Source organism: Mycolicibacterium obuense (assembly GCF_055397605.1).
This window is the reverse complement of sequence record NZ_AP043663.1, coordinates 390,645-407,673: the sequence shown is the minus strand read 5'-3', so window position 1 is coordinate 407,673 and position 17,029 is coordinate 390,645. Positions and strand designations below refer to the sequence as shown.

The 17,029-nt window shown below is 68.5% G+C and carries 17 protein-coding genes; 13 read left to right on the top strand and 4 right to left on the bottom strand.

Annotated features, from left to right (window positions below; genetic code table 11):
* Positions 1-842 precede the first annotated feature (842 nt).
* Positions 843-2,522: a hypothetical protein gene (locus tag ACZ50N_RS01950; RefSeq protein ID WP_464474485.1), complete on the top strand. Its 1,680-nt coding sequence runs from the start codon at positions 843-845 to the stop codon at positions 2,520-2,522.
* Here the strand turns inward: ACZ50N_RS01950 and ACZ50N_RS01945 are convergent, their stop codons facing one another.
* Complete coding sequence (locus tag ACZ50N_RS01945; protein ID WP_464474484.1) at positions 2,523-3,431, bottom strand: short-chain dehydrogenase/reductase; 909 nt, start codon at positions 3,429-3,431, stop codon at positions 2,523-2,525.
* 118 nt (positions 3,432-3,549) lie between these two features.
* Here ACZ50N_RS01945 and ACZ50N_RS01940 point away from each other — a divergent pair, with 118 nt between their 5' ends.
* Positions 3,550-4,428, top strand: coding sequence for a glycoside hydrolase family 16 protein (locus ACZ50N_RS01940; protein WP_046365951.1), 879 nt, complete (start codon positions 3,550-3,552; stop codon positions 4,426-4,428).
* Here the strand turns inward: ACZ50N_RS01940 and ACZ50N_RS01935 are convergent.
* Complete coding sequence (locus tag ACZ50N_RS01935) at positions 4,403-4,558, bottom strand: DUF2256 domain-containing protein (RefSeq protein WP_082164278.1); 156 nt, start codon at positions 4,556-4,558, stop codon at positions 4,403-4,405. The two genes, ACZ50N_RS01940 and ACZ50N_RS01935, sit on opposite strands and share 26 nt — an antisense overlap.
* 81 nt (positions 4,559-4,639) lie before the next feature.
* Here ACZ50N_RS01935 and ACZ50N_RS01930 point away from each other — a divergent pair, with 81 nt between their 5' ends.
* Complete coding sequence (locus ACZ50N_RS01930) at positions 4,640-6,424, top strand: lipocalin family protein (RefSeq protein ID WP_464474483.1); 1,785 nt, start codon at positions 4,640-4,642, stop codon at positions 6,422-6,424.
* Here the strand turns inward: ACZ50N_RS01930 and ACZ50N_RS01925 are convergent.
* On the bottom strand, positions 6,408-7,652 hold the full coding sequence (locus tag ACZ50N_RS01925; RefSeq protein WP_464474482.1) for an NAD(P)/FAD-dependent oxidoreductase: 1,245 nt from the start codon (positions 7,650-7,652) through the stop codon (positions 6,408-6,410). The two genes, ACZ50N_RS01930 and ACZ50N_RS01925, sit on opposite strands and share 17 nt — an antisense overlap.
* Here ACZ50N_RS01925 and ACZ50N_RS01920 point away from each other — a divergent pair.
* From ACZ50N_RS01920 to ACZ50N_RS01910, 3 genes are read left to right on the top strand one after another with little or no spacing between them, the layout of a single operon-like run.
* Positions 7,651-7,944, top strand: a complete 294-nt coding sequence (locus ACZ50N_RS01920; RefSeq protein WP_464474481.1) for a hemerythrin domain-containing protein — start codon at positions 7,651-7,653, stop codon at positions 7,942-7,944. The genes ACZ50N_RS01925 and ACZ50N_RS01920 overlap by 2 nt on opposite strands.
* A gap of 27 nt (positions 7,945-7,971) precedes the next feature.
* On the top strand, positions 7,972-8,178 hold the full coding sequence (locus tag ACZ50N_RS01915; protein WP_464474480.1) for a hypothetical protein: 207 nt from the start codon (positions 7,972-7,974) through the stop codon (positions 8,176-8,178).
* Positions 8,179-8,220: 42 nt separating this feature from the next.
* Positions 8,221-8,715: a hypothetical protein gene (locus ACZ50N_RS01910; protein WP_464474479.1), complete on the top strand. Its 495-nt coding sequence runs from the start codon at positions 8,221-8,223 to the stop codon at positions 8,713-8,715.
* 4 nt (positions 8,716-8,719) lie between these two features.
* On the opposite strand, the gene ACZ50N_RS01905 is transcribed toward ACZ50N_RS01910, so the two are convergent.
* Positions 8,720-10,189, bottom strand: coding sequence for an MFS transporter (locus ACZ50N_RS01905; protein WP_464474478.1), 1,470 nt, complete (start codon positions 10,187-10,189; stop codon positions 8,720-8,722).
* Positions 10,190-10,270: 81 nt separating this feature from the next.
* Between ACZ50N_RS01905 and ACZ50N_RS01900 the strand changes: the two genes are divergently transcribed.
* The 7 genes from ACZ50N_RS01900 (at position 10,271) to ACZ50N_RS01870 (ending at position 17,020) form a co-directional block, all read left to right on the top strand.
* A complete protein-coding gene (locus tag ACZ50N_RS01900) occupies positions 10,271-11,647 on the top strand; it encodes an NAD-dependent epimerase/dehydratase family protein (protein WP_464474477.1) in 1,377 nt (458 codons plus the stop codon).
* Positions 11,644-12,504, top strand: coding sequence for an SDR family NAD(P)-dependent oxidoreductase (locus ACZ50N_RS01895; RefSeq protein WP_464474476.1), 861 nt, complete (start codon positions 11,644-11,646; stop codon positions 12,502-12,504). The genes ACZ50N_RS01900 and ACZ50N_RS01895 overlap by 4 nt, the downstream gene beginning before the upstream one ends.
* A 172-nt stretch (positions 12,505-12,676) precedes the next feature.
* Positions 12,677-12,988 (top strand): DUF3303 domain-containing protein, encoded by a 312-nt coding sequence (locus tag ACZ50N_RS01890; protein WP_464474475.1) that lies wholly within the window; start codon positions 12,677-12,679, stop codon positions 12,986-12,988.
* Positions 12,989-13,083: 95 nt separating this feature from the next.
* Positions 13,084-14,193, top strand: a complete 1,110-nt coding sequence (locus tag ACZ50N_RS01885) for an ABC transporter ATP-binding protein (RefSeq protein WP_046366225.1) — start codon at positions 13,084-13,086, stop codon at positions 14,191-14,193.
* Positions 14,190-15,380 (top strand): ABC transporter substrate-binding protein, encoded by a 1,191-nt coding sequence (locus ACZ50N_RS01880; RefSeq protein ID WP_464474474.1) that lies wholly within the window; start codon positions 14,190-14,192, stop codon positions 15,378-15,380. Before ACZ50N_RS01885 ends, ACZ50N_RS01880 begins: the two co-directional genes overlap by 4 nt.
* Positions 15,380-16,219: an ABC transporter permease gene (locus ACZ50N_RS01875; protein ID WP_073684794.1), complete on the top strand. Its 840-nt coding sequence runs from the start codon at positions 15,380-15,382 to the stop codon at positions 16,217-16,219. Before ACZ50N_RS01880 ends, ACZ50N_RS01875 begins: the two co-directional genes overlap by 1 nt.
* Positions 16,220-17,020, top strand: coding sequence for an ABC transporter permease (locus ACZ50N_RS01870; RefSeq protein WP_046366228.1), 801 nt, complete (start codon positions 16,220-16,222; stop codon positions 17,018-17,020). It abuts the gene before it with no gap.
* Positions 17,021-17,029: the final 9 nt, after the last annotated feature.

The following is a 17,029-nucleotide window of genomic DNA, read 5'->3' as shown; positions in this document are numbered from 1 at the left end:
GGTCGGTCGTGTCGACTCGGCAGGCGGCGGCGGCGCGTCGGTGACCACGCTCGATGCGATCCTCTCCGTCCTGTCGCGCCCTCGCGGCTCCTTCTCGACGTCGCTATCGCGAGCCTCGCGTGCGGTCACTCGGTGATCGATGTGCCGGGGGGCCACTGGTGTGAGGGCTTGTCGCCGCGCAGAGCGGGCCTCGTCGCGTGATGTGCCGCTGTCATGGACAGCGTTCGCTGTGCGCGACCGGGTGGGTGTTGATGCACTCTGTGTCGTCGAGCCGGCGCCGTCGGAGCCGCCGGTGTCAGCAAATGCCAGGCATGGCATGGACACCACGGCTGCACCGATCCCCAGCGCGACGGCGAGCGCGCCGGCACGCCCCACCCACGCGGAGCCGCGCGAGCCTCCGTGCCGGCACGCGCCGATCTGGGCTCGCGCACACTCAGTCCTGCATCGCCGGCTGTCCGCGGGCGAGCGCGGTTCACCCATCAGAGACATTGCGACGCCCGAAAGATCATGCTGTTCAGTCATTTTCACGACCACCCCCGACGAATCGACCCTGCCCGACACCGACATTCCCCGGCGTCCGGCAATTGACGGAAGTGTAACCGCCGGCATTTCCCGACGGGACCCGAACCGGTGCGACGCGGCTGTCGCCGGCCATGAGACCGCCTGGGTCCCACTCGGCCATCCGTGTCAGTCGTCGACACCCCGACGGCAATCCCGAAAGCCATCGACGATGACGTGCCGCGACGGCCGAGCAGGCGGCGTTCGGGCCTGCGGTGTGACTACGCTCACACGACAACGTATGTTGTCACCGGCGCACTTCCGAGGACGGGTGGTTTGCGGTGATGAGTACACGTGGTGCAGCGCGGCGGGCATGTCGACGCTCGACCGTTCGATCGATCGCCGCGACCGCGGCGCTCTGCGCGGCCCTGATGACGGCTCCGGCACCGGCTCTCGCGTGGGGGGACCCGGCCGACCAGGGCACCGAGCCCTCCGTGAGCCACCAGACCGAGGCGCCACAAGCGGTCGACCGCGCCGACGCGCCGAATGACACGTCTTCCGACCGGGATCGTCCGGAACGTCCCTCGTGGAAGCGCTTCACCGAGCGGCTCCAGGAGAACCGAGAGCAGCGCAAAGCTGACCGGGAGGCGCGCCGAGAGGCTCAGCTGGCGGCCGATGACGACGACACGGACCGCAGCGACAACGGAAGCCGGACCGCGGTCCAGACCGCGGCGGATGCAAGCACCACAGACGACGCCCCGCCGGCGCGCCACCTGAGACTCGTTCGCACCGATCAGCCCTCCCGGGACACCGTCCCCGAACCGGCTGCAGCCTCTGTCACCGTCACCGAACCCCCCACCGCCGACGCGCCGGCGCCACAGCCGCTCTCACCGCTGGGCAGGCTGATTCAACTGCCCGCGCGCCTGGTCAACACGGTGCTGCAGGTCCTGGACATCACGTCGTCGACCAGTGGCCCGCAGCCGCCCATCAAGATCATCCCCCCGATCAACGATCTGCTGTTCGCGATCTTCCGCGAGGGCGAGAAGTGGCTGCGCCTGGATCGAACCCCACCGCCACAACCAGCCATTCCCGAGGTGACCTACGACGGACCCCCGACCGGGACGACGCCGACAGTGGCGCAGTTCCTCAACGCATCGGCATCGGCGTACGGGCTCGGCACGACGCCCGAAGGCCTGGTTCCGTTCACCGTCAACGGCTTCCAGCTGGCTTCGGCGAACATCCTGTCCGGTATGGCCGCCCGGGCCTGGGTGACGCCGGAGGGGCAGGTCGTCATCGCCTACCAGGGCACCACCGGCGGGACGAACCTGCTGTTCAATCCGTTCATCGCGCCCGCTCAGCTGTTCACCGACACGCAGATCATCTTCACCTCGAAGACTCCTCGCGCGTTCTACGACGCACTGCGCTTTGCCAAGCGGGTGCAGGCCGCTGCGGAGAAGCAGGGCTACGACGCCGACGACATCTTCGTCACCGGGCACTCACTCGGCGGCTGGGAGGCGCAGTACGTGGCCCAGCAGCTCGGTCTTCCCGGCGTCAGCTTCGAGGCACCCGGCATGAACACGACCGTCGAAGGCAACGGCCGGGACTCGATGTTCGTCAACATCATCACCTACGGTGACCCGGCCGGGTTCATGGCGACCGATGTGCCGGGTTTGCAACCGTTCATGCCGCCCTACGTGCCGGGCGGGGGCAGCAAGCCGCACTACGGCAACATCGTGCTCATCGGGGATCCCGCGGCCATGACGCCGCTGCTGAACGCGGTGACCCTGTGGCACACCGGCCCGATCAGGAATCTGGTGTTCCTGGCTGACTTCTTCGGCAACTTCTTCCAGTACCACCTGCCGGGGATCCAGGCCTACCACCTCGACGTCGTGCCCGACCCGGGTGTGGTGCCGTGGCTGGGGACCGCGCGCGGACCGGTGAACACCGGCTGGGGCGAGTTGACGATCCCGGAACTGCTCACTGTGGTCGCAGGCCAGACAGCGCCGAACGTCCTGGCGGCCTGATCACGAATCAGGCTGTCGCGCAACATCTTCGGCCGTGGTGATCGCGGCCTGGACGTTGCGGTTGTGCAGCAGTACGTCGTCCATGACCGCAGTGGTCACCGACCGCAGCGCCAGCAGCGGGCGCACCCAGGCCGGTGCGCTGACACGCGGCGCACGCCGCTCGATCCCGTCGAGCAGGGCATCGGCGGCCTCGGTGACGGTCATCTCCTTGGTGAAGATGCGGGGCACGGCCTGTCGGATCGCCGCGGCCGAAGCATCGGCGAACGCATCAGCAGCCAGGTCGGTGTCGATGAACCCCAGATAGGCGATACCCGCGGTCGCGCCGTGGGAGGCCAGCTCCACCCGCAACGTCCGGGCGAGCTGCTCGACGCCGGCCTTGCTCACGGCGTACGGCGCGGCCAGCACGCCGTTGAAGAACGCGTAGATCGAGCCGACCAGCAGGACGTGCCCGCGACGCTCGAGCACGGCGGGCAGGGCGGCGCGCACGGTGCGCCACTGGCCCAGCAGGTCGACGTCGACGGTGCGCTCGAAAGCATCCGGGGAGATGGTGGCCACGGTGTGCGACGGCGGTGCGACACCCGCGTTCGCGATCACGACGTCGATGCCACCGAACGTGGCCACCGCATCGTCCGCCGCCTGCTGCAGCCGCTCCGCCGAGGTCACGTCGGCCTCGAATGCCGCTGCGCCCGAACCCAATTCATCGGCCAGCTGCTGGAGCGGCGCCAACCGGCGGCCCACGAGTGCCACCCGTGCTCCGCGCGCGTGCGCGCGGCGAGCCGTCTCGGCGCCCAATCCCCTGGCCGCGCCGGTGATGAAGACGACGCGGCCGGCCAGATCGTAGCGGGGTGTACGGGTGACGATCCGGGCAGCCGTTCGGCCGGCCAACCGCACGGCGTGGTCGAGAATCACACGACGAACGGTAGCCCGTGGCCGTTGAGGCCAAACCACCGTCGACACGACCGAATCTTGAGGGTGTGAAGGCCGATCACCCCCAGCCGTCATCATTTATGGTCATTCGGTGCCAGAGATGGATCGTCGTCACCTGATGTTCATGTTCGGTGTGGGCGCGGCTGCGGTCGCACTGCCCACCGGGACCGCCCACGCGCAGCCCCTGCCCGGCGACGTGCCGCCCGTTCCCGCTCCGCCGGGGGCCCCGCCGGCCCCGGCCGCGAATGTCGACCCCGGGCCGGTGTTCCTGTTCCAGGAGGAGTTCAACGGTCCCGCGGGCGCACCGCCCGATCCGGCATGGTGGTTCATCGTCCCCGAGCGCGAGACGATCAAGAACCCCGTCGAGTGGGACAAGCCCTACAACATGGGCCGTTACGTCACCGATCAGGAGCACGTCTTCCAGGACGGCAACGGCAACCTGGTCATCCGTGCCACCCGCGGGCCCGGCACGACGATCCAGGAGAAGTACGCGAGCGCCAAGATCATCGGGAACTGGCGCGGCGGCGTCGGCACGACCTGGGAAGCGCGCATCAAGCTCGACTGCCTCACCGACGGCGCCTGGCCGGCGTTCTGGCTCCTCAACGACAACCCGGTGCGCGGCGGCGAAGTGGACCTCGTCGAGTGGTACGGCAACAACGACTGGCCGTCCGGGACCACGGTGCACGCCCGGTTGGACGGCACGTCGTTCGCCACCGACCGCCATCCGATCGACAACGGCTGGCACACCTGGCGGATGACCTGGCTGCCGACGGGCATGTACTTCTGGAAGGACTACCAGCCCGGGATGGAGCCGTTCTTCACGGTGCCCGCGAACTCGATCGACGACTGGCCGTTCAACGATCCCGGGTACACGCTGGCGCCGGTGTTCAACATCGCCGTCGGCGGCTCCGGCGGGCGTGAACCCGCAGGTGGGACCTATCCGGCGCAGATGCTCATCGACTGGATCCGGGTTTTCTGACCGCGGCGCCGCGGCAGCGGCGTGAGCAGTAGACGATCTGGTCCCACTGCCCGCGCGACTCCCATTTCTTCCGATTGTGGAATGGGCGGCCGCACACTGGGCAGATCTTCACCTCGGATTGTGCGGGCATCCCGCCTTTGTACGTGACGCCTCACTGACGTCGTCGACAAATACCTCCACGACACGGCGTCGGCGGGCTAGGTTCGTGGCCGTGACGTCAAGACACTGGGGTTACTGGTTCTTTGCTGCCGGCGCGGGCGCCTGCATCGCCGTGGGCGCCGGGCACGGGGTGGCCGCCGCCGATTCCGACACCGGCGACAGCGCGCCGACCCGATCCTCGGACCCGGGTCCGACACGGGACACACCGGCCGGCGCGACCGAGAAAGCCGGCAAAACCGAGAAGAAGCCCGACCGCACGTTCACCCGTGCCGCCGATCGCAGGGCGGCCCGCGCCGCCGAAAACGATCCGGCGACGGTCCCCGCGTCCACCACTCGCCGGGGTCGCGCGACGCTGCGCGGCGACGCCGCCGAGGCGGACAGCACGCGCGCCACGCGGCAGCGAGTGTTCACGCTGCGGGGCGCCGACGACCGGCGCGTCGCAGACGAACCCCCGGTCGTCGCGCAGACAGCGCAGGTGGAGGCGGCGAACACCGTCACCGGGGTGCGGACCGGGAAGGCGAAGCTCGACATCCCGGTCGGCGAGAAGGACCTGAAGACCCGGGCGGACTGGTACTTCCCCACGCAGGCCGACGGCTCGGTCGACGCGACCGGCGTCATCTATCTGCAGCACGGGTTCATGGGTCGCAAGTTCTTCTACTCGGCGCTGGCCAAAGACCTGTCGCAGCAGACGAACAGCATCGTCGTGGTGCCCAACATCCCGTCGTTCCCGTCGCTGCGTTGCGGGGGCTGCTGGCTCAACGGCACGCAGACCCAGCAGGCGGTGGCCGACCTGTTCCTCGGTGACGAGAACGAACTCCTCACGAGCGCGGTCGCTGCCGGGTACACCGGCGATCTGCCCAAGGACTTCGTGCTCACCGGGCACTCGGCCGGCGGCGGTCTGGCTGCCGCCGCGGGCGGCTACTACGAAGCCGATCCCGGCAACGGCGGCAACCTGCGCGGCGTCGTGATGTTCGACGGGTTCGCCTTCACGAACGTCGTCCCCGAGGCACTGACCCGCCTCGGCGACGTCCCGGTCTATCAGATCGCGGCGCCACCGCAGGCCGGGAACCTCTTCGGCGCCACCACCAAGGAGCTCGTCACCGCGCGGCCCGGGCAGTTCGTCGGGGTGACACTGGCCGGCGGGTCGCACGTCGACTCGTTGCTGGGCGCCAATCCGGTGATCGATCTGCTGGCGCAGCTGGTCACCCGGTTCTCGGCGCCCGGCAACACCGCGGCGGTGTACACCCTGGCGTCCGGGTGGATCAACGACCTGTACCGGGGCCTCGGTCCGGCCGACGGCAGCGGCATCTACGGCGCGCCCGACCAGTACATCGTGCTCGGCGACACCTCGGCCGTCGTGTTGGCACCTCCGCCCGTCGTCGACGTGAACTCTTACCTCGGCACCTGGTACGAGGTGGGCAGCGTCAAGCAGTTCTTCTCGATCGGCCTGGTGAACACCAAGGCCGTCTACGGTCTGAACTCGGACGGTTCGATCAGCGTCGCGAACTCGGGAAACTATTTCTTCGACAACGGGCCGGAGTCGACCATCCAGGGCACTGCGCTGCCCGTCGACTCCACCAACAGCAAGCTGAAGGTCACGTTCTTCGGCAAGCCGAATGCCAATCCACCGGGCAACTACTGGATCGTCGACCTGGACCCGGACTACCAGTGGGCCATCGTCAGCGATCCGACGGGTCTGTCGGGCTTCCTGCTCAGCCGCACACCCGTCGTGTCCGACGAGTTCTATCGCGAACTGCTTGCCCGCGCCTCGGTGTATGGGGTCAAGGCCCGCATCACGCCCACGCGTCAGCCAGGAGCCGTCACAACCGCCCTCTGAGGATGCCGCGCCAGTAGGTCTGGGGAAGCACGTAGCGGTCGAAAGCCCACGCCGAGCGCCGGGGTTTCGTCGAATCGAGGAACGACGGCAGTGACGAAGAGAGCCGGCCGCGGCGATCGAATTCGCCGGCGATCAGGCGGCGCCGGTCGGTGGTGATGGGCGCGACGGTGTACCCGTCGTACTTCTTCATCTCGGCTCCCTCGCGGGCAGCGCGCACGTTGTGCACGAGGATCGCGATCTGCCGTCGTAGCGCCCCGCCGGAGGGGTCGGTGTCGATGGCGGCGCCATCACCGGCCGCCCAGATGTTGGGGTGCGCGCGGTGCTGCAGTGTGGTCGGGTCGATGTCAACGAGACCGTGGGGCTGCTGCCCCGTCAGCCCCGACGTCTCCACCCACCGCGGAGCCCGAAACGGCGGGACCAGATGCAGGAAGTCGTAAGGCAGCAGCTCCCCACCCCGGACGGTGATCGACTGTGCCTCCGGTTTCAGCTCGCACACCGCGGTGTCGTAGAGGACGCGAACGCCGAAGTCCGCCAACCGTTTCGTCAGCCGGGCGTCGATCTGGGGCACACCCAGCAGGTGCGGCCGGTCGATCACCAGGGTGATCTCCACGCCCGGCAGACGCCCGGTGTCGCGCCAGTGGGCGGCCGCCAGGAACAGCGGCTTGATCGTGGTTCCGGTACAGCTGACCGGGGCACGGGGCACGGTGAACACCGCGCTGCCGCCCGCCGGCATGGCGTCGATGCGCGACCACGTCTTCTCCGCGCGGTCGAGATAGTTGCTGGCGACGGCCGGGGTCTCCAGAGCCGCGGCGACGCCTGGCAATTCGTCGTCATCGGGTACCAACCCGGTTCCGATCACCAGGTCCCGGTACCGCAGCCGCCGGCCTGTGGCGCACTCGACCGTCGAGTCCGCCGGGTCGACGGACACCGCGGCGTCGCGAATCCAGGTGCACCGCGACGGCGTCACCGAGCGCTGGGTCCGCTCGGCCGAACGCAGTGAGGCCTGTCCGCCTCCGACGTAGGACAGCAGGGGCCGATAGGTATGCACGGTCTGCGGCTCGACGACAGCGATACGTTCAAACCCCTTACGCAGCAAGCGCGCCGCTGCGCTGATGCCGGCGTTGCCGCCCCCGACGACGACGACATCGAACCTCTGCTCGGCGTCACGCTCCACCGCACCGTCGTACCCCGGTTCCGCGGGGGGAAACCCGGGTATGTCTGGGCGCATGGCCGACATCATCGATCTCATCTACGCCGATCACGACTGGCTGCGCCGTCAGTTCTTCCGCCTGGACGACGCGCGCTCGCCCGAGGATCTGGCCGCGATCTGGGATTCAATCGGTACCCGGTTGGACGCGCACGCCGACGCCGAGGAAACGGTGTTCTACCCGGCTCTGCTGGCCCACGGCGGTCGTGACGATCCGGGCAACCCTGAGGGGGATCCCGAAGACGAGACCGAGGACGCGATCACCGACCACAACGCGATCCGCGACGCCGTACGGAGGTCCCGGGAGCACTAGCCGGGTAGCGACGAGTGGTTCGAAGCGGTGAACGCTGCCCGTAAGGAGAACGGTTCGCACCTCGACGAAGAGGAGCGCGAGGCGATGCCCGACTTCATCAAGAGCGCCACCCTCGAGCTGCGGCACGACCTCGGCATGAAGTGGCTGCAGTTCTACGCCGAACGCGAATCCATCACCGGCGTCGACACTGAAGACAAGGACGCCGACCACTACATCCAGGAGCACACGCCGTGATCTCCGGGTTTGACAAATCGACGGCCGGGTAGAGGTGTCGGCATGCTGCAAAAACCTGTGATCGCTGCGTGTGCCGCCGCTGCCGCACTCGCGTTCGCCCCGCTCGCTTCCGCCGGTGGTCCGGCCGGCTGCGTCGACACCTACGGCACGGGCTGTGCCGCGCCGCCGCCCCCGCCGCCTCCGATGGGCTATGCACCGCCTCCGCCGCCTCCCCCGGCCGGCTACGTCCCGCCGCCGGCTCCCGGGTACGTGGGTCCGGGTGGCGTGGCCGGCCCGGCCGGCGCCGCAGGTGCGATCCCCGGCGGTCCCGGCGGTGTCGCAGGACCCGGCGGTGCAGCTGGCACGATTCCCGGCGGCCCTAGCGGCGCGGCCGGACCTGCCGGCGCGGCCGGAGTGATCCCGGGTGGGCCCGGCGGTGTCGCTGGACCCGGCGGCGCGGCCGGCTCGATCCCCGGCGGACCCGGCGGTGTGGCCGGTCCCGGCGGCGCCGCGGGATGCATCCCCGGCGTCGGCTGCGGCGCCGTCCCCGCCGGCTAAGTCGTCACGATTCGCGGGCCTCGCTGGGATTCAGTGGTGGTCCGGTGATCGCGCAGTGCCGGCATTCGTCGATCCGGAACCGACCCTCGGTGGTCGGAGTGCGGTCACGACGAATGCCGGCCGCGGCGAATATCGCGGCCACCATCATCAGACCCGCCGAAATACTGACTGCGACATGGAAGCCCGCGTCGAACGCGGCGGGATTTGCGTAATCCGCGCCGCTGATTCCGGCCAGACCGGGTAGCACCGCGACCGCGAGCAGGCCACCCACGCGAGCCACCGCGTTGTTGACCCCCGATGCCGCGCCGGCCATGCTGCGCGGCGCCGCATCCAGCACCGCGGTCGTCAGCGGGGCGACGACGAGCACCATGCCTGCGCCGAACGTCAGCGCAGCCGGCAACACATCGCCGACCCACGTGGCGTCCGGACCGATTCGGGTCATCAGGAGCAGCCCAGCTGCAGACAGCAGCGGGCCCACCGTCATCGGGATCCGCGGCCCGATCCGAGCCGCCAACGCACCGGCGCGCGCGGAGAACACGAGCATCACCAGGGTGAAGGGCAGCAGTGCGGTACCTGCCGCGACCGGGCTGAAGCCCGCCACGGTCTGCAGCTGCAGCACCAAGAGCAGGAACGCAGCGCCCAATGCACCGTAGATCAGCAGCGTGATCACGTTGGCGACGCGGAACACGTTGTCGGAGAACAGCCGCGGCGGGATCAGCGGGTGAGATGATCGCCGCTCGACGACCACGAACGCCGCCAGCGACAACACACCGGCAGCCACCGTCGCCGTTGCCGTGACATCGGCGTCACCGTTGCCCAGACGGGTCAGCCCATAGGTCAGCGTGCCCAGACCCACCGCGGCGAGTACGGCGCCGGCGATATCGAGGCCCGGCGGCGCCGCGTCGTCTCGGCTCTCGGGCACGTGCAGGATCGTCACCACGATCACCACCGCCGCCAGCGGCACGTTCAGCCAGAAGACCGCCCGCCAGCTCCATTCCACGAGGAAGCCGCCCAGGAACGGTCCGATCGCTCCCGCGATGCCCCCGAGGCCCGACCAGGCGCCGATCGCGGCCGCCCGGTCGGCGCCTTGGAACGAGGCCGAGATCAACGCCAGACTCCCGGGGGTCAACAGCGCGCCGCCCACACCCTGCAGCGCCCGCGCGGCGATCAGCCATTCGGTGTTCGGCGACAGACCGCAGGCGACCGACGCGAGCGCGAACCACGCGACTCCGATGAGGAACACGCGACGCCGCCCGAAGTGGTCACCGAACGAGCCACCCAGCAGGATCAACGACGCCAGCGACAACGTGTAGGCGTTGACGACCCACTGCAATCCGCCGAAACCGGAACCGAGATCAGCGCCGATGTGCGGAAGCGCGACGTTGACCACCGTGCCGTCGATCATCACGATGCCGGACCCGAGGACCGTGGCCAGCAACACCCAGCGGGCGGAAGGGGGTCCGCTGGAGGGCACGACTCAGGACAGTACGCGGCGCACTGCGCCCTTCGCGACCAACGTAAGAATTGAATCCGTTTCGGCCGCTGCGCCCGGTGTATGTCCAGTGACATGCAGCAGCGGCGACGCATCCTCATCACCGGCGCCTCCGGCAACGTCGGTGCCGGCGTCCTGCGTGAGCTGCGCCGCCAGGAACCCGAGGCAGAGCTGGTCGGTGTGTGTCGGCGTCCGCCGATGCGGGGTCAGCTCTACGAGAATGTCCAGTGGTGTCCCGTCGATCTGGCGGCAGCGGATGCGACCTCCCGGTTGGCGGACGCCATGCGTGGCGCCGACGCCGTGATCCACCTCGCGCTCGCCGTGCATCCCGTCGACGACGAGGACTACCTCTACCGGGTCAATGTGGTTGGCACACAAGCGGTTCTGGACGCGGTGGTAGCGGCCGGGGTGTCGCATCTGATCTACGCCTCGAGCCTGGGCATCTACGCACCCAGTGAGTCCCCGACACCGGTTACCGAGGGCTATCCGACGACAGGTCAGTCCACGTCGGTCTACAGCAGGCACAAGGTCGCCGTGGAATCGCTGCTCGACCACTTCGAACGGGACCATCCGGCGACGGTGGTGTCCCGCTTCCGTCCCACGGTGGTCGTTGCGCGCCATGCGGCCTACGAGATCCGCTCGCTGTACGTCGGCTCGGTGATTCCCCGCGCGGCATTCGCCATGGCGCAGCGGTACGCGTTGCCGCTCCTGCCGTTGCCGCGAGGGCTGGCCCTGCAATTCGTGCACGCCGACGACGTGGGTGACGCGGTGGTGCGGCTCCTGCACCACCGGGTGCGTGGCTCGTTCAACGTGGCCGCCGACGTTCTCTCCGGCTCCGCGCTCGCGGCCCTGGTCGGTGCCCGTCCCGTGCGGGTCAGCCCGGCAGCCATGCGGGCGGTCGTCGTCGCCCTCCACCGATTGGGCGTGCTGGCCGTGACGCCGGGCTGGTACGACGTGGCCACCCGCTCCCCCGTGATGGATACCACAAGGGCGCGTAGGGAATTGGCTTGGCAGCCGCGATACTCGTCGACGGACGCGGCCCGCGAGCTCATCGACGGTCTCGCCGACGGAGCGACGGGCACCAGCCCGGCTCTGGGCGCGGTCGATGGCGCACCGCCGAGTCGCGACACAGCGCTGTCTCCGGCGCACGACGTCACGTTGACGCTCTGGTGGGCGATGGCCGTCACGGCCGCGGTCCGCGGCCGCCGTCCCGGTGCGATGTATCGCAGTGTCGTTGCGGCGAACCTGATGTCGGGCACGCCGGCCGCGCTGCAACGCCTCCGGCAGCGGCGCCGCGACCCGGTCGCGGTGCTCGCCCCCGTCACCGTCGCTGCAGCACTGCTCGCGACGCGACGCGGAGGCTGGCCCGCTGCTGCAACGGCCACCGCGCTCGGCGCTCTCGGGCTGGCTGAGCGCAGACGAAGGAAGGACCAGGCATGAGTGCGAAAGTCGTGGTGATCGTCGGGGCGTCGAGCGGCATCGGGCGGGAGACCGCACTGCAGTACAGCGCTCGCGGCGCCCGGGTGGTGCTCGCCGCCCGTTCCGAACCCGATCTGCAGGACGTCGCCGAACAGTGTCGCCGGGCGGGGGCAGGCGGTGTGCTCGTGGCGCCCACCGACATCGCGGACGCCCACAAGGTACAGCAGACGTTCGACCTCGCGATCGAGACTTTCGGGGGCGTCGACGTCGCCGCCCAATGTGCCGCGATCACCGCGTTCGGTCGCTTCGAAGACATCCCGACCGAGGTGTTCGACGCGGTCATCGCCACCAATCTGATCGGCGCAGCGAATGTCGCCCGCTGCGCCCTCGCCCACTTCCAACACCGCGGTCGTGGCCAGCTCGTCCTGGTCGGCTCTCTTCTCGGCGTCACTGCTGTGCCGTACCAATCGGCCTACGTGGCAAGCAAATTCGCGCTCTGCGGGCTGGTGCGTGCTCTGCGTCAGGAGAATCGGCACCTGCCCGGGGTGCGGGTGCACGGGATCTATCCGGGCCCGGTGGACACCCCGGTGTACGCGTCGGCGGCCAACTTCTTGGATCGGCAGTCTCCGCGCGTACCGCCGACCTCCGACGCACCGGGCACCATCGCGGCCGCCATCATCCGGGCCGCCGAGAAGACGACATCGACCGAACGCCAGGTCGGCTGGTTCAACCGGCCGGCGATCGCCACCTATCGCGTCGTGCCGTTCCTGTTCGACGCCGTGATCGGGCCGCTGATCCGGCGCGTCGTGTTCACACCCGAGTCGGTGGGCCAGTCTGCCGGCAACGTTTTCGAGCCACCGGCCGTCGGGCGCGCCTGACGTAGCGAAGCGCCGCCCGCTGCGACGGTGGACCTACGCCGGAACAGCTAAAAGTCGTTGGCAGAACTAATGTTTCGAGATGCAACGACGCCTCGAACCGCCCCTGGTGAGATGACCACTGCAGGAGGATACTGCGGGAATCTGGTTCAGCCTGTGCGCTAGGAGGACGGAAATGAAGTACGCCATGGCGTGGACGTCGCGCCTGACCGGATCGGGGAAAGACAACGAAGAAGCGTTGCGCCGCGCCCTGCAATTGTTCTCGAAATGGCAGCCGCCCGCCGGCACCACCTTCCACCAATTCGTCGGCCGGGTCGACGCCGGAGGCGGGTACGCCATCGTCGAAACCGACGATCCAGCAGCGCTGCTGACCGGGACGACCAAGTTCGCGCCGTTCAACGAGTTCCAGATCCATCCCGTCGTGGACATCGAGCAGTGGGCTCAGGCGGGACAGGAGGGCATCGACTTCCTGTATTCCATCAACTGACCGGCACCGCGACGGAGCGCGTGGCCCCGCGACGCGCTCCTGACGAAATTCGTGCTTGAACTGCGCTTCGGCAACGGAATTCCTAGGATGCCTGCATGCCATCCGGAACGGCGGTGTCGAAACCAGGCGCCGACCCCCTCGACGACGCGGCCGTTCCTCAGATCGAACTGATCGGCGTCCGCAAGGAGTTCGGCGACGCCCGGCATCCGGTGGTGGCCGTCGAACATGCCGATCTGACGATCGCCGACGGTGAGCTGTTCGCGATCCTCGGCCCGTCCGGCTCGGGCAAGACCACCCTGCTGCGCATGATCGCAGGCTTCGAGGCGCCGACGGCCGGCACCATCAAACTGGGCGGCCGCGACGTCACCCACCTGCCCCCGGCCCGCCGCGACACGAACACGGTCTTCCAGCAGTACGCCCTGTTTCCGCACATGACGGTCGCGCAGAACGTGGAGTACGGCTTGCGGGTGCGCGGGGTCGACAAGAAGGAGCGGCGCCGCCGCGCCGGGGAAGCCCTGGAGATGGTCCGACTGTCCGGACAGGCCGCCCGGAAGCCGGCCGAGCTCTCCGGCGGTCAGCAGCAGCGGGTCGCGCTGGCCCGTGCGCTGGTCGGACGACCACGCGTGCTGTTGCTCGACGAGCCGCTGGGCGCGCTCGACCTGAAGTTGCGCGAGCAGATGCAGGTGGAGCTCAAGGCTATTCAGCGCGAGGTCGGCATCACGTTCGTGATCGTCACCCACGATCAGGACGAGGCGCTGACGCTGTGCGACCGGTTGGTGGTCCTCAACGAGGGACGGATCGAGCAGGTCGGTGTGGCCCGGCAGGTGTACGAGCATCCCGCGAACCGCTTCGTCGCCGACTTCGTCGGGACGTCGAACGTGCTCGACGGCGACAGCGCGCAGGCGGTGCTGGGCCGGCGCGGGACGTTCGCGATCCGACCCGAGCGCATCGCGGTGGCGGCCCCGGGTTCCGACGCTGCCGCCGAGCACCGTGTCGACGCGCAGGTCGCCGAGGTGGTCTATGCCGGCCCGATCACGCGCATCGCCGCCACGGTCACCGGCCACGACATCCGGCTCACGGCCACCCTGCTCTCGTCGGATACAGATGCGGCCCTGACCCACGGCAGCCCCGTCGTCCTGACCTGGCCAGAGGCCGCCGTACGCGATCTCACCGACATGTCGACCCATCCTGAGGAGGAGTCATGAAGAATCCGCTGCACCGCCTGGGCGTCGTACTCGCCGTAGGTGGCGTGCTGCTCGCCGGCTGTTCGAGTTCGGGGGACTCCGGTGGCACCGCAGAGGGCCCGCCGTCGATGGCGCCGGTCGGCTCGGTCGGCGCCGGAGAGGGGCAACTGAACCTGATCGCGTGGCCCGGATACGCGGAGAACGGTTCCAACGACCCGGCGGTCAACTGGGTCACGCCGTTCGAGCAGCAGACCGGGTGCAAGGTCAACGTCAAAATCGGCAACACCTCCGACGAGATGGTGCAGCTGATGCGCACCGGGCAGTACGACGGCGTGTCCGCCTCCGGTGATGCCACGCTGCGGCTGATCTACGCCGGCGACGTCGCCCCCGTCAACACCGACCTGGTGCCGAACTACGCTACCGTCGTCCCGTTCCTCAAAGACAAGCCGTGGAACTCGGTGGACGGCCAGATGTACGGCATCCCCCACGGGTGGGGCGCCAACCTGCTGATGTACAACTCCGACGTCGTCAAGGGCAACCCGGACAGCTGGGGCGCAGTGTTCCCCGGCGCACCGGAGTTGAAGGGCAAGGTCACCGCGTATGACTCACCCATCTACATCGCCGACGCCGCGCTGTACCTGTCGAAGACGAAGCCAGATCTGGGCATCAAGGATCCGTACTCGCTGACCAGCGAACAGCTCGACGCCGCAGTCGAACTGCTCAAGCAGCAGAAGGAGAACATCGGCGAGTACTGGTCGGACTACACCAAGGAGGTGCAGGGGTTCGAATCCGGCACCACGGCGATCGGCACCAGCTGGCAGGTCATCGCGAACACGATCAAGGCCGACAACAAGGTCCCGGTCGCGACGGTGCTGCCGAAGGAGGGTGCCACCGGTTGGTCGGACACCTGGATGCTGTCGGCGAAGGCCGCGCACCCCAACTGCATGTACAAGTGGATGGACTACATCATCTCGCCGAAGGCCAACGCCGAAGTCGCCGAATACTTCGGTGAGGCGCCGGCGCAGACCAAGTCGTGCGACCTGACCTCCGACAAGGCGCACTGCGCGACCTACCACGCCACCGACGAGCAGTACGCGTCGCAGATCCACTACTGGACCACGCCGCAGACCAAGTGCGTGGACGGCAGCGGGGACAACTGCACCAGCTATGACCAGTGGGTGGACAAGTGGCAGGAGATCAAGGGCTGATGCCCGCCGCCCCGCGGCTACGGCAGCGGGTGACGCTGGCCTTCCTGCTGATTCCGCCCCTCGCCTGGCTGATCGTTGCCTATCTGGGATCGCTTGCGATACTTCTGGTTTCGGCGTTCTGGAGCCGCAGCAGCTTCACCGGCGCCGTGGTGCGTACGTTCACCACGGACAATCTGGTGCGGGTCGCCACCTCGGAGGTGTTCCGGACCACGACGCTGCGCACCGTCGGCGTCGCGTTGACGGTCACCGTGGTGTGCGCGGTGCTCGCGGTACCGCTGGCGCTGTACATGGCCAAAGTGGCTTCCCCCGCCGTCCGTGTCGCCCTCGTCGTCGCGGTCACCACACCGCTGTGGGCCAGCTACCTGGTGAAGGCCTACGCATGGCGGATGCTGCTGTCGCCGGAGGGCCCGATGAACTGGGCGATCGGCTACTCACCGGGCTACGGGCTGATCGCCACGGTGATCACGCTGACCTATCTGTGGTTGCCGTACATGGTGATTCCGGTGTTCGCGGCCTTCCAGCGTGTGCCGGACTCGCTGGTGGACGCGAGCGCGGATCTGGGTGCATCGGATCTGACCACGCTGCGGCTGGTGGTGTCCCCGATGGTGTTCCCCGGTATCGCCGCGGGATCGATCTTCACCTTCTCGCTGTCGTTGGGCGACTACATCGCGGTCACCATCGTCGGTGGCAAGACCCAATTGCTCGGCAACGTGATCTACGGCCAGCTCGTGACGGCGAACAACCAGCCGATGGCGGCGGCACTGTCGCTGATCCCGTTGACGGCGATCCTGTTGTATCTGTTCGCGATGCGGCGCACCGGGGCATTGGAGAACGTGTAGATGTTGTCGTCACGGATGCGCGGCGCCACCCGGGCCTGGACGGTGCTGGTGCTGGTCTTCATCTATGCGCCGCTGGCCCTGGTGGTGGTGAACGCGTTCAACGCGTCGAAGACGTTCGCGTTTCCACCGAGCGGCTTCACGCTGCAGTGGTGGCGGACCGCGCTGCACAGCGAGGGCATGTGGCACTCGCTGGGGAACTCGGTGATCGTGGGGCTGGCCGCGACCGCGCTGGCGCTGATCCTGGGCACCATGGCCGCGTTCGCGGTGCAGCGGTATGAGTTCTTCGGCCGCCAGACCGTCAATCTCCTTGTCGTGCTGCCGATCACGTTGCCCGGCATCGTCACCGGTATCGCGTTGAACGCGACGTTCACCTCCGCGCTGGGGGTGACGCTGGGGTTGGCGACGGTCATCGTCGGACACGCCACCTTCTGCATCGTGATCGTGTTCAACAACACCCAGGCGCGGCTGCGACGATTGGGCACCAGCCTCGAGGACGCCTCCGCCGACCTCGGGGCGTCGTCCTGGCAGACGTTCCGATTCGTGACGCTGCCGATGATGCGCGGTGCGCTGGTGGCCGGCGCCATCCTGGCGTTCGCGCTGAGCTTCGACGAGATCGTCGTGACGACGTTCACCGCCGGTCCCACGGTGCAGACACTGCCCATCTGGATCTTCGGAAATCTGTTCCGCCCCAACCAGGCGCCGGTGATCAACGTGGTCGCCGCCGCGTTGACGATCATCGCGATCGTGCCGGTGTGGCTGACCCAGCGCATCGGTGGAGACCCTGCGGGGACGCGAATCTGAGCGGTTAGG

What these genes read in the sequence shown, in the direction of transcription:
- ACZ50N_RS01935 (WP_082164278.1), bottom strand. Translation starts at nt 4,558, where the DNA reads ATGCCCGCACAATCCGAGGTGAAGATCTGCCCAGTGTGCGGCCGCCCA.
- ACZ50N_RS01895 (WP_464474476.1), top strand. Translation starts at nt 11,644, where the DNA reads ATGAGTGCGAAAGTCGTGGTGATCGTCGGGGCGTCGAGCGGCATCGGG.
- ACZ50N_RS01950 (WP_464474485.1), top strand. Translation starts at nt 843, where the DNA reads ATGAGTACACGTGGTGCAGCGCGGCGGGCATGTCGACGCTCGACCGTT.
- ACZ50N_RS01885 (WP_046366225.1), top strand. Translation starts at nt 13,084, where the DNA reads ATGCCATCCGGAACGGCGGTGTCGAAACCAGGCGCCGACCCCCTCGAC.
- ACZ50N_RS01910 (WP_464474479.1), top strand. Translation starts at nt 8,221, where the DNA reads ATGCTGCAAAAACCTGTGATCGCTGCGTGTGCCGCCGCTGCCGCACTC.
- ACZ50N_RS01890 (WP_464474475.1), top strand. Translation starts at nt 12,677, where the DNA reads ATGAAGTACGCCATGGCGTGGACGTCGCGCCTGACCGGATCGGGGAAA.
- ACZ50N_RS01870 (WP_046366228.1), top strand. Translation starts at nt 16,220, where the DNA reads ATGTTGTCGTCACGGATGCGCGGCGCCACCCGGGCCTGGACGGTGCTG.
- ACZ50N_RS01920 (WP_464474481.1), top strand. Translation starts at nt 7,651, where the DNA reads ATGGCCGACATCATCGATCTCATCTACGCCGATCACGACTGGCTGCGC.
- ACZ50N_RS01940 (WP_046365951.1), top strand. Translation starts at nt 3,550, where the DNA reads ATGGATCGTCGTCACCTGATGTTCATGTTCGGTGTGGGCGCGGCTGCG.
- ACZ50N_RS01880 (WP_464474474.1), top strand. Translation starts at nt 14,190, where the DNA reads ATGAAGAATCCGCTGCACCGCCTGGGCGTCGTACTCGCCGTAGGTGGC.
- ACZ50N_RS01900 (WP_464474477.1), top strand. Translation starts at nt 10,271, where the DNA reads ATGTCCAGTGACATGCAGCAGCGGCGACGCATCCTCATCACCGGCGCC.
- ACZ50N_RS01925 (WP_464474482.1), bottom strand. Translation starts at nt 7,652, where the DNA reads ATGCGCCCAGACATACCCGGGTTTCCCCCCGCGGAACCGGGGTACGAC.
- ACZ50N_RS01875 (WP_073684794.1), top strand. Translation starts at nt 15,380, where the DNA reads ATGCCCGCCGCCCCGCGGCTACGGCAGCGGGTGACGCTGGCCTTCCTG.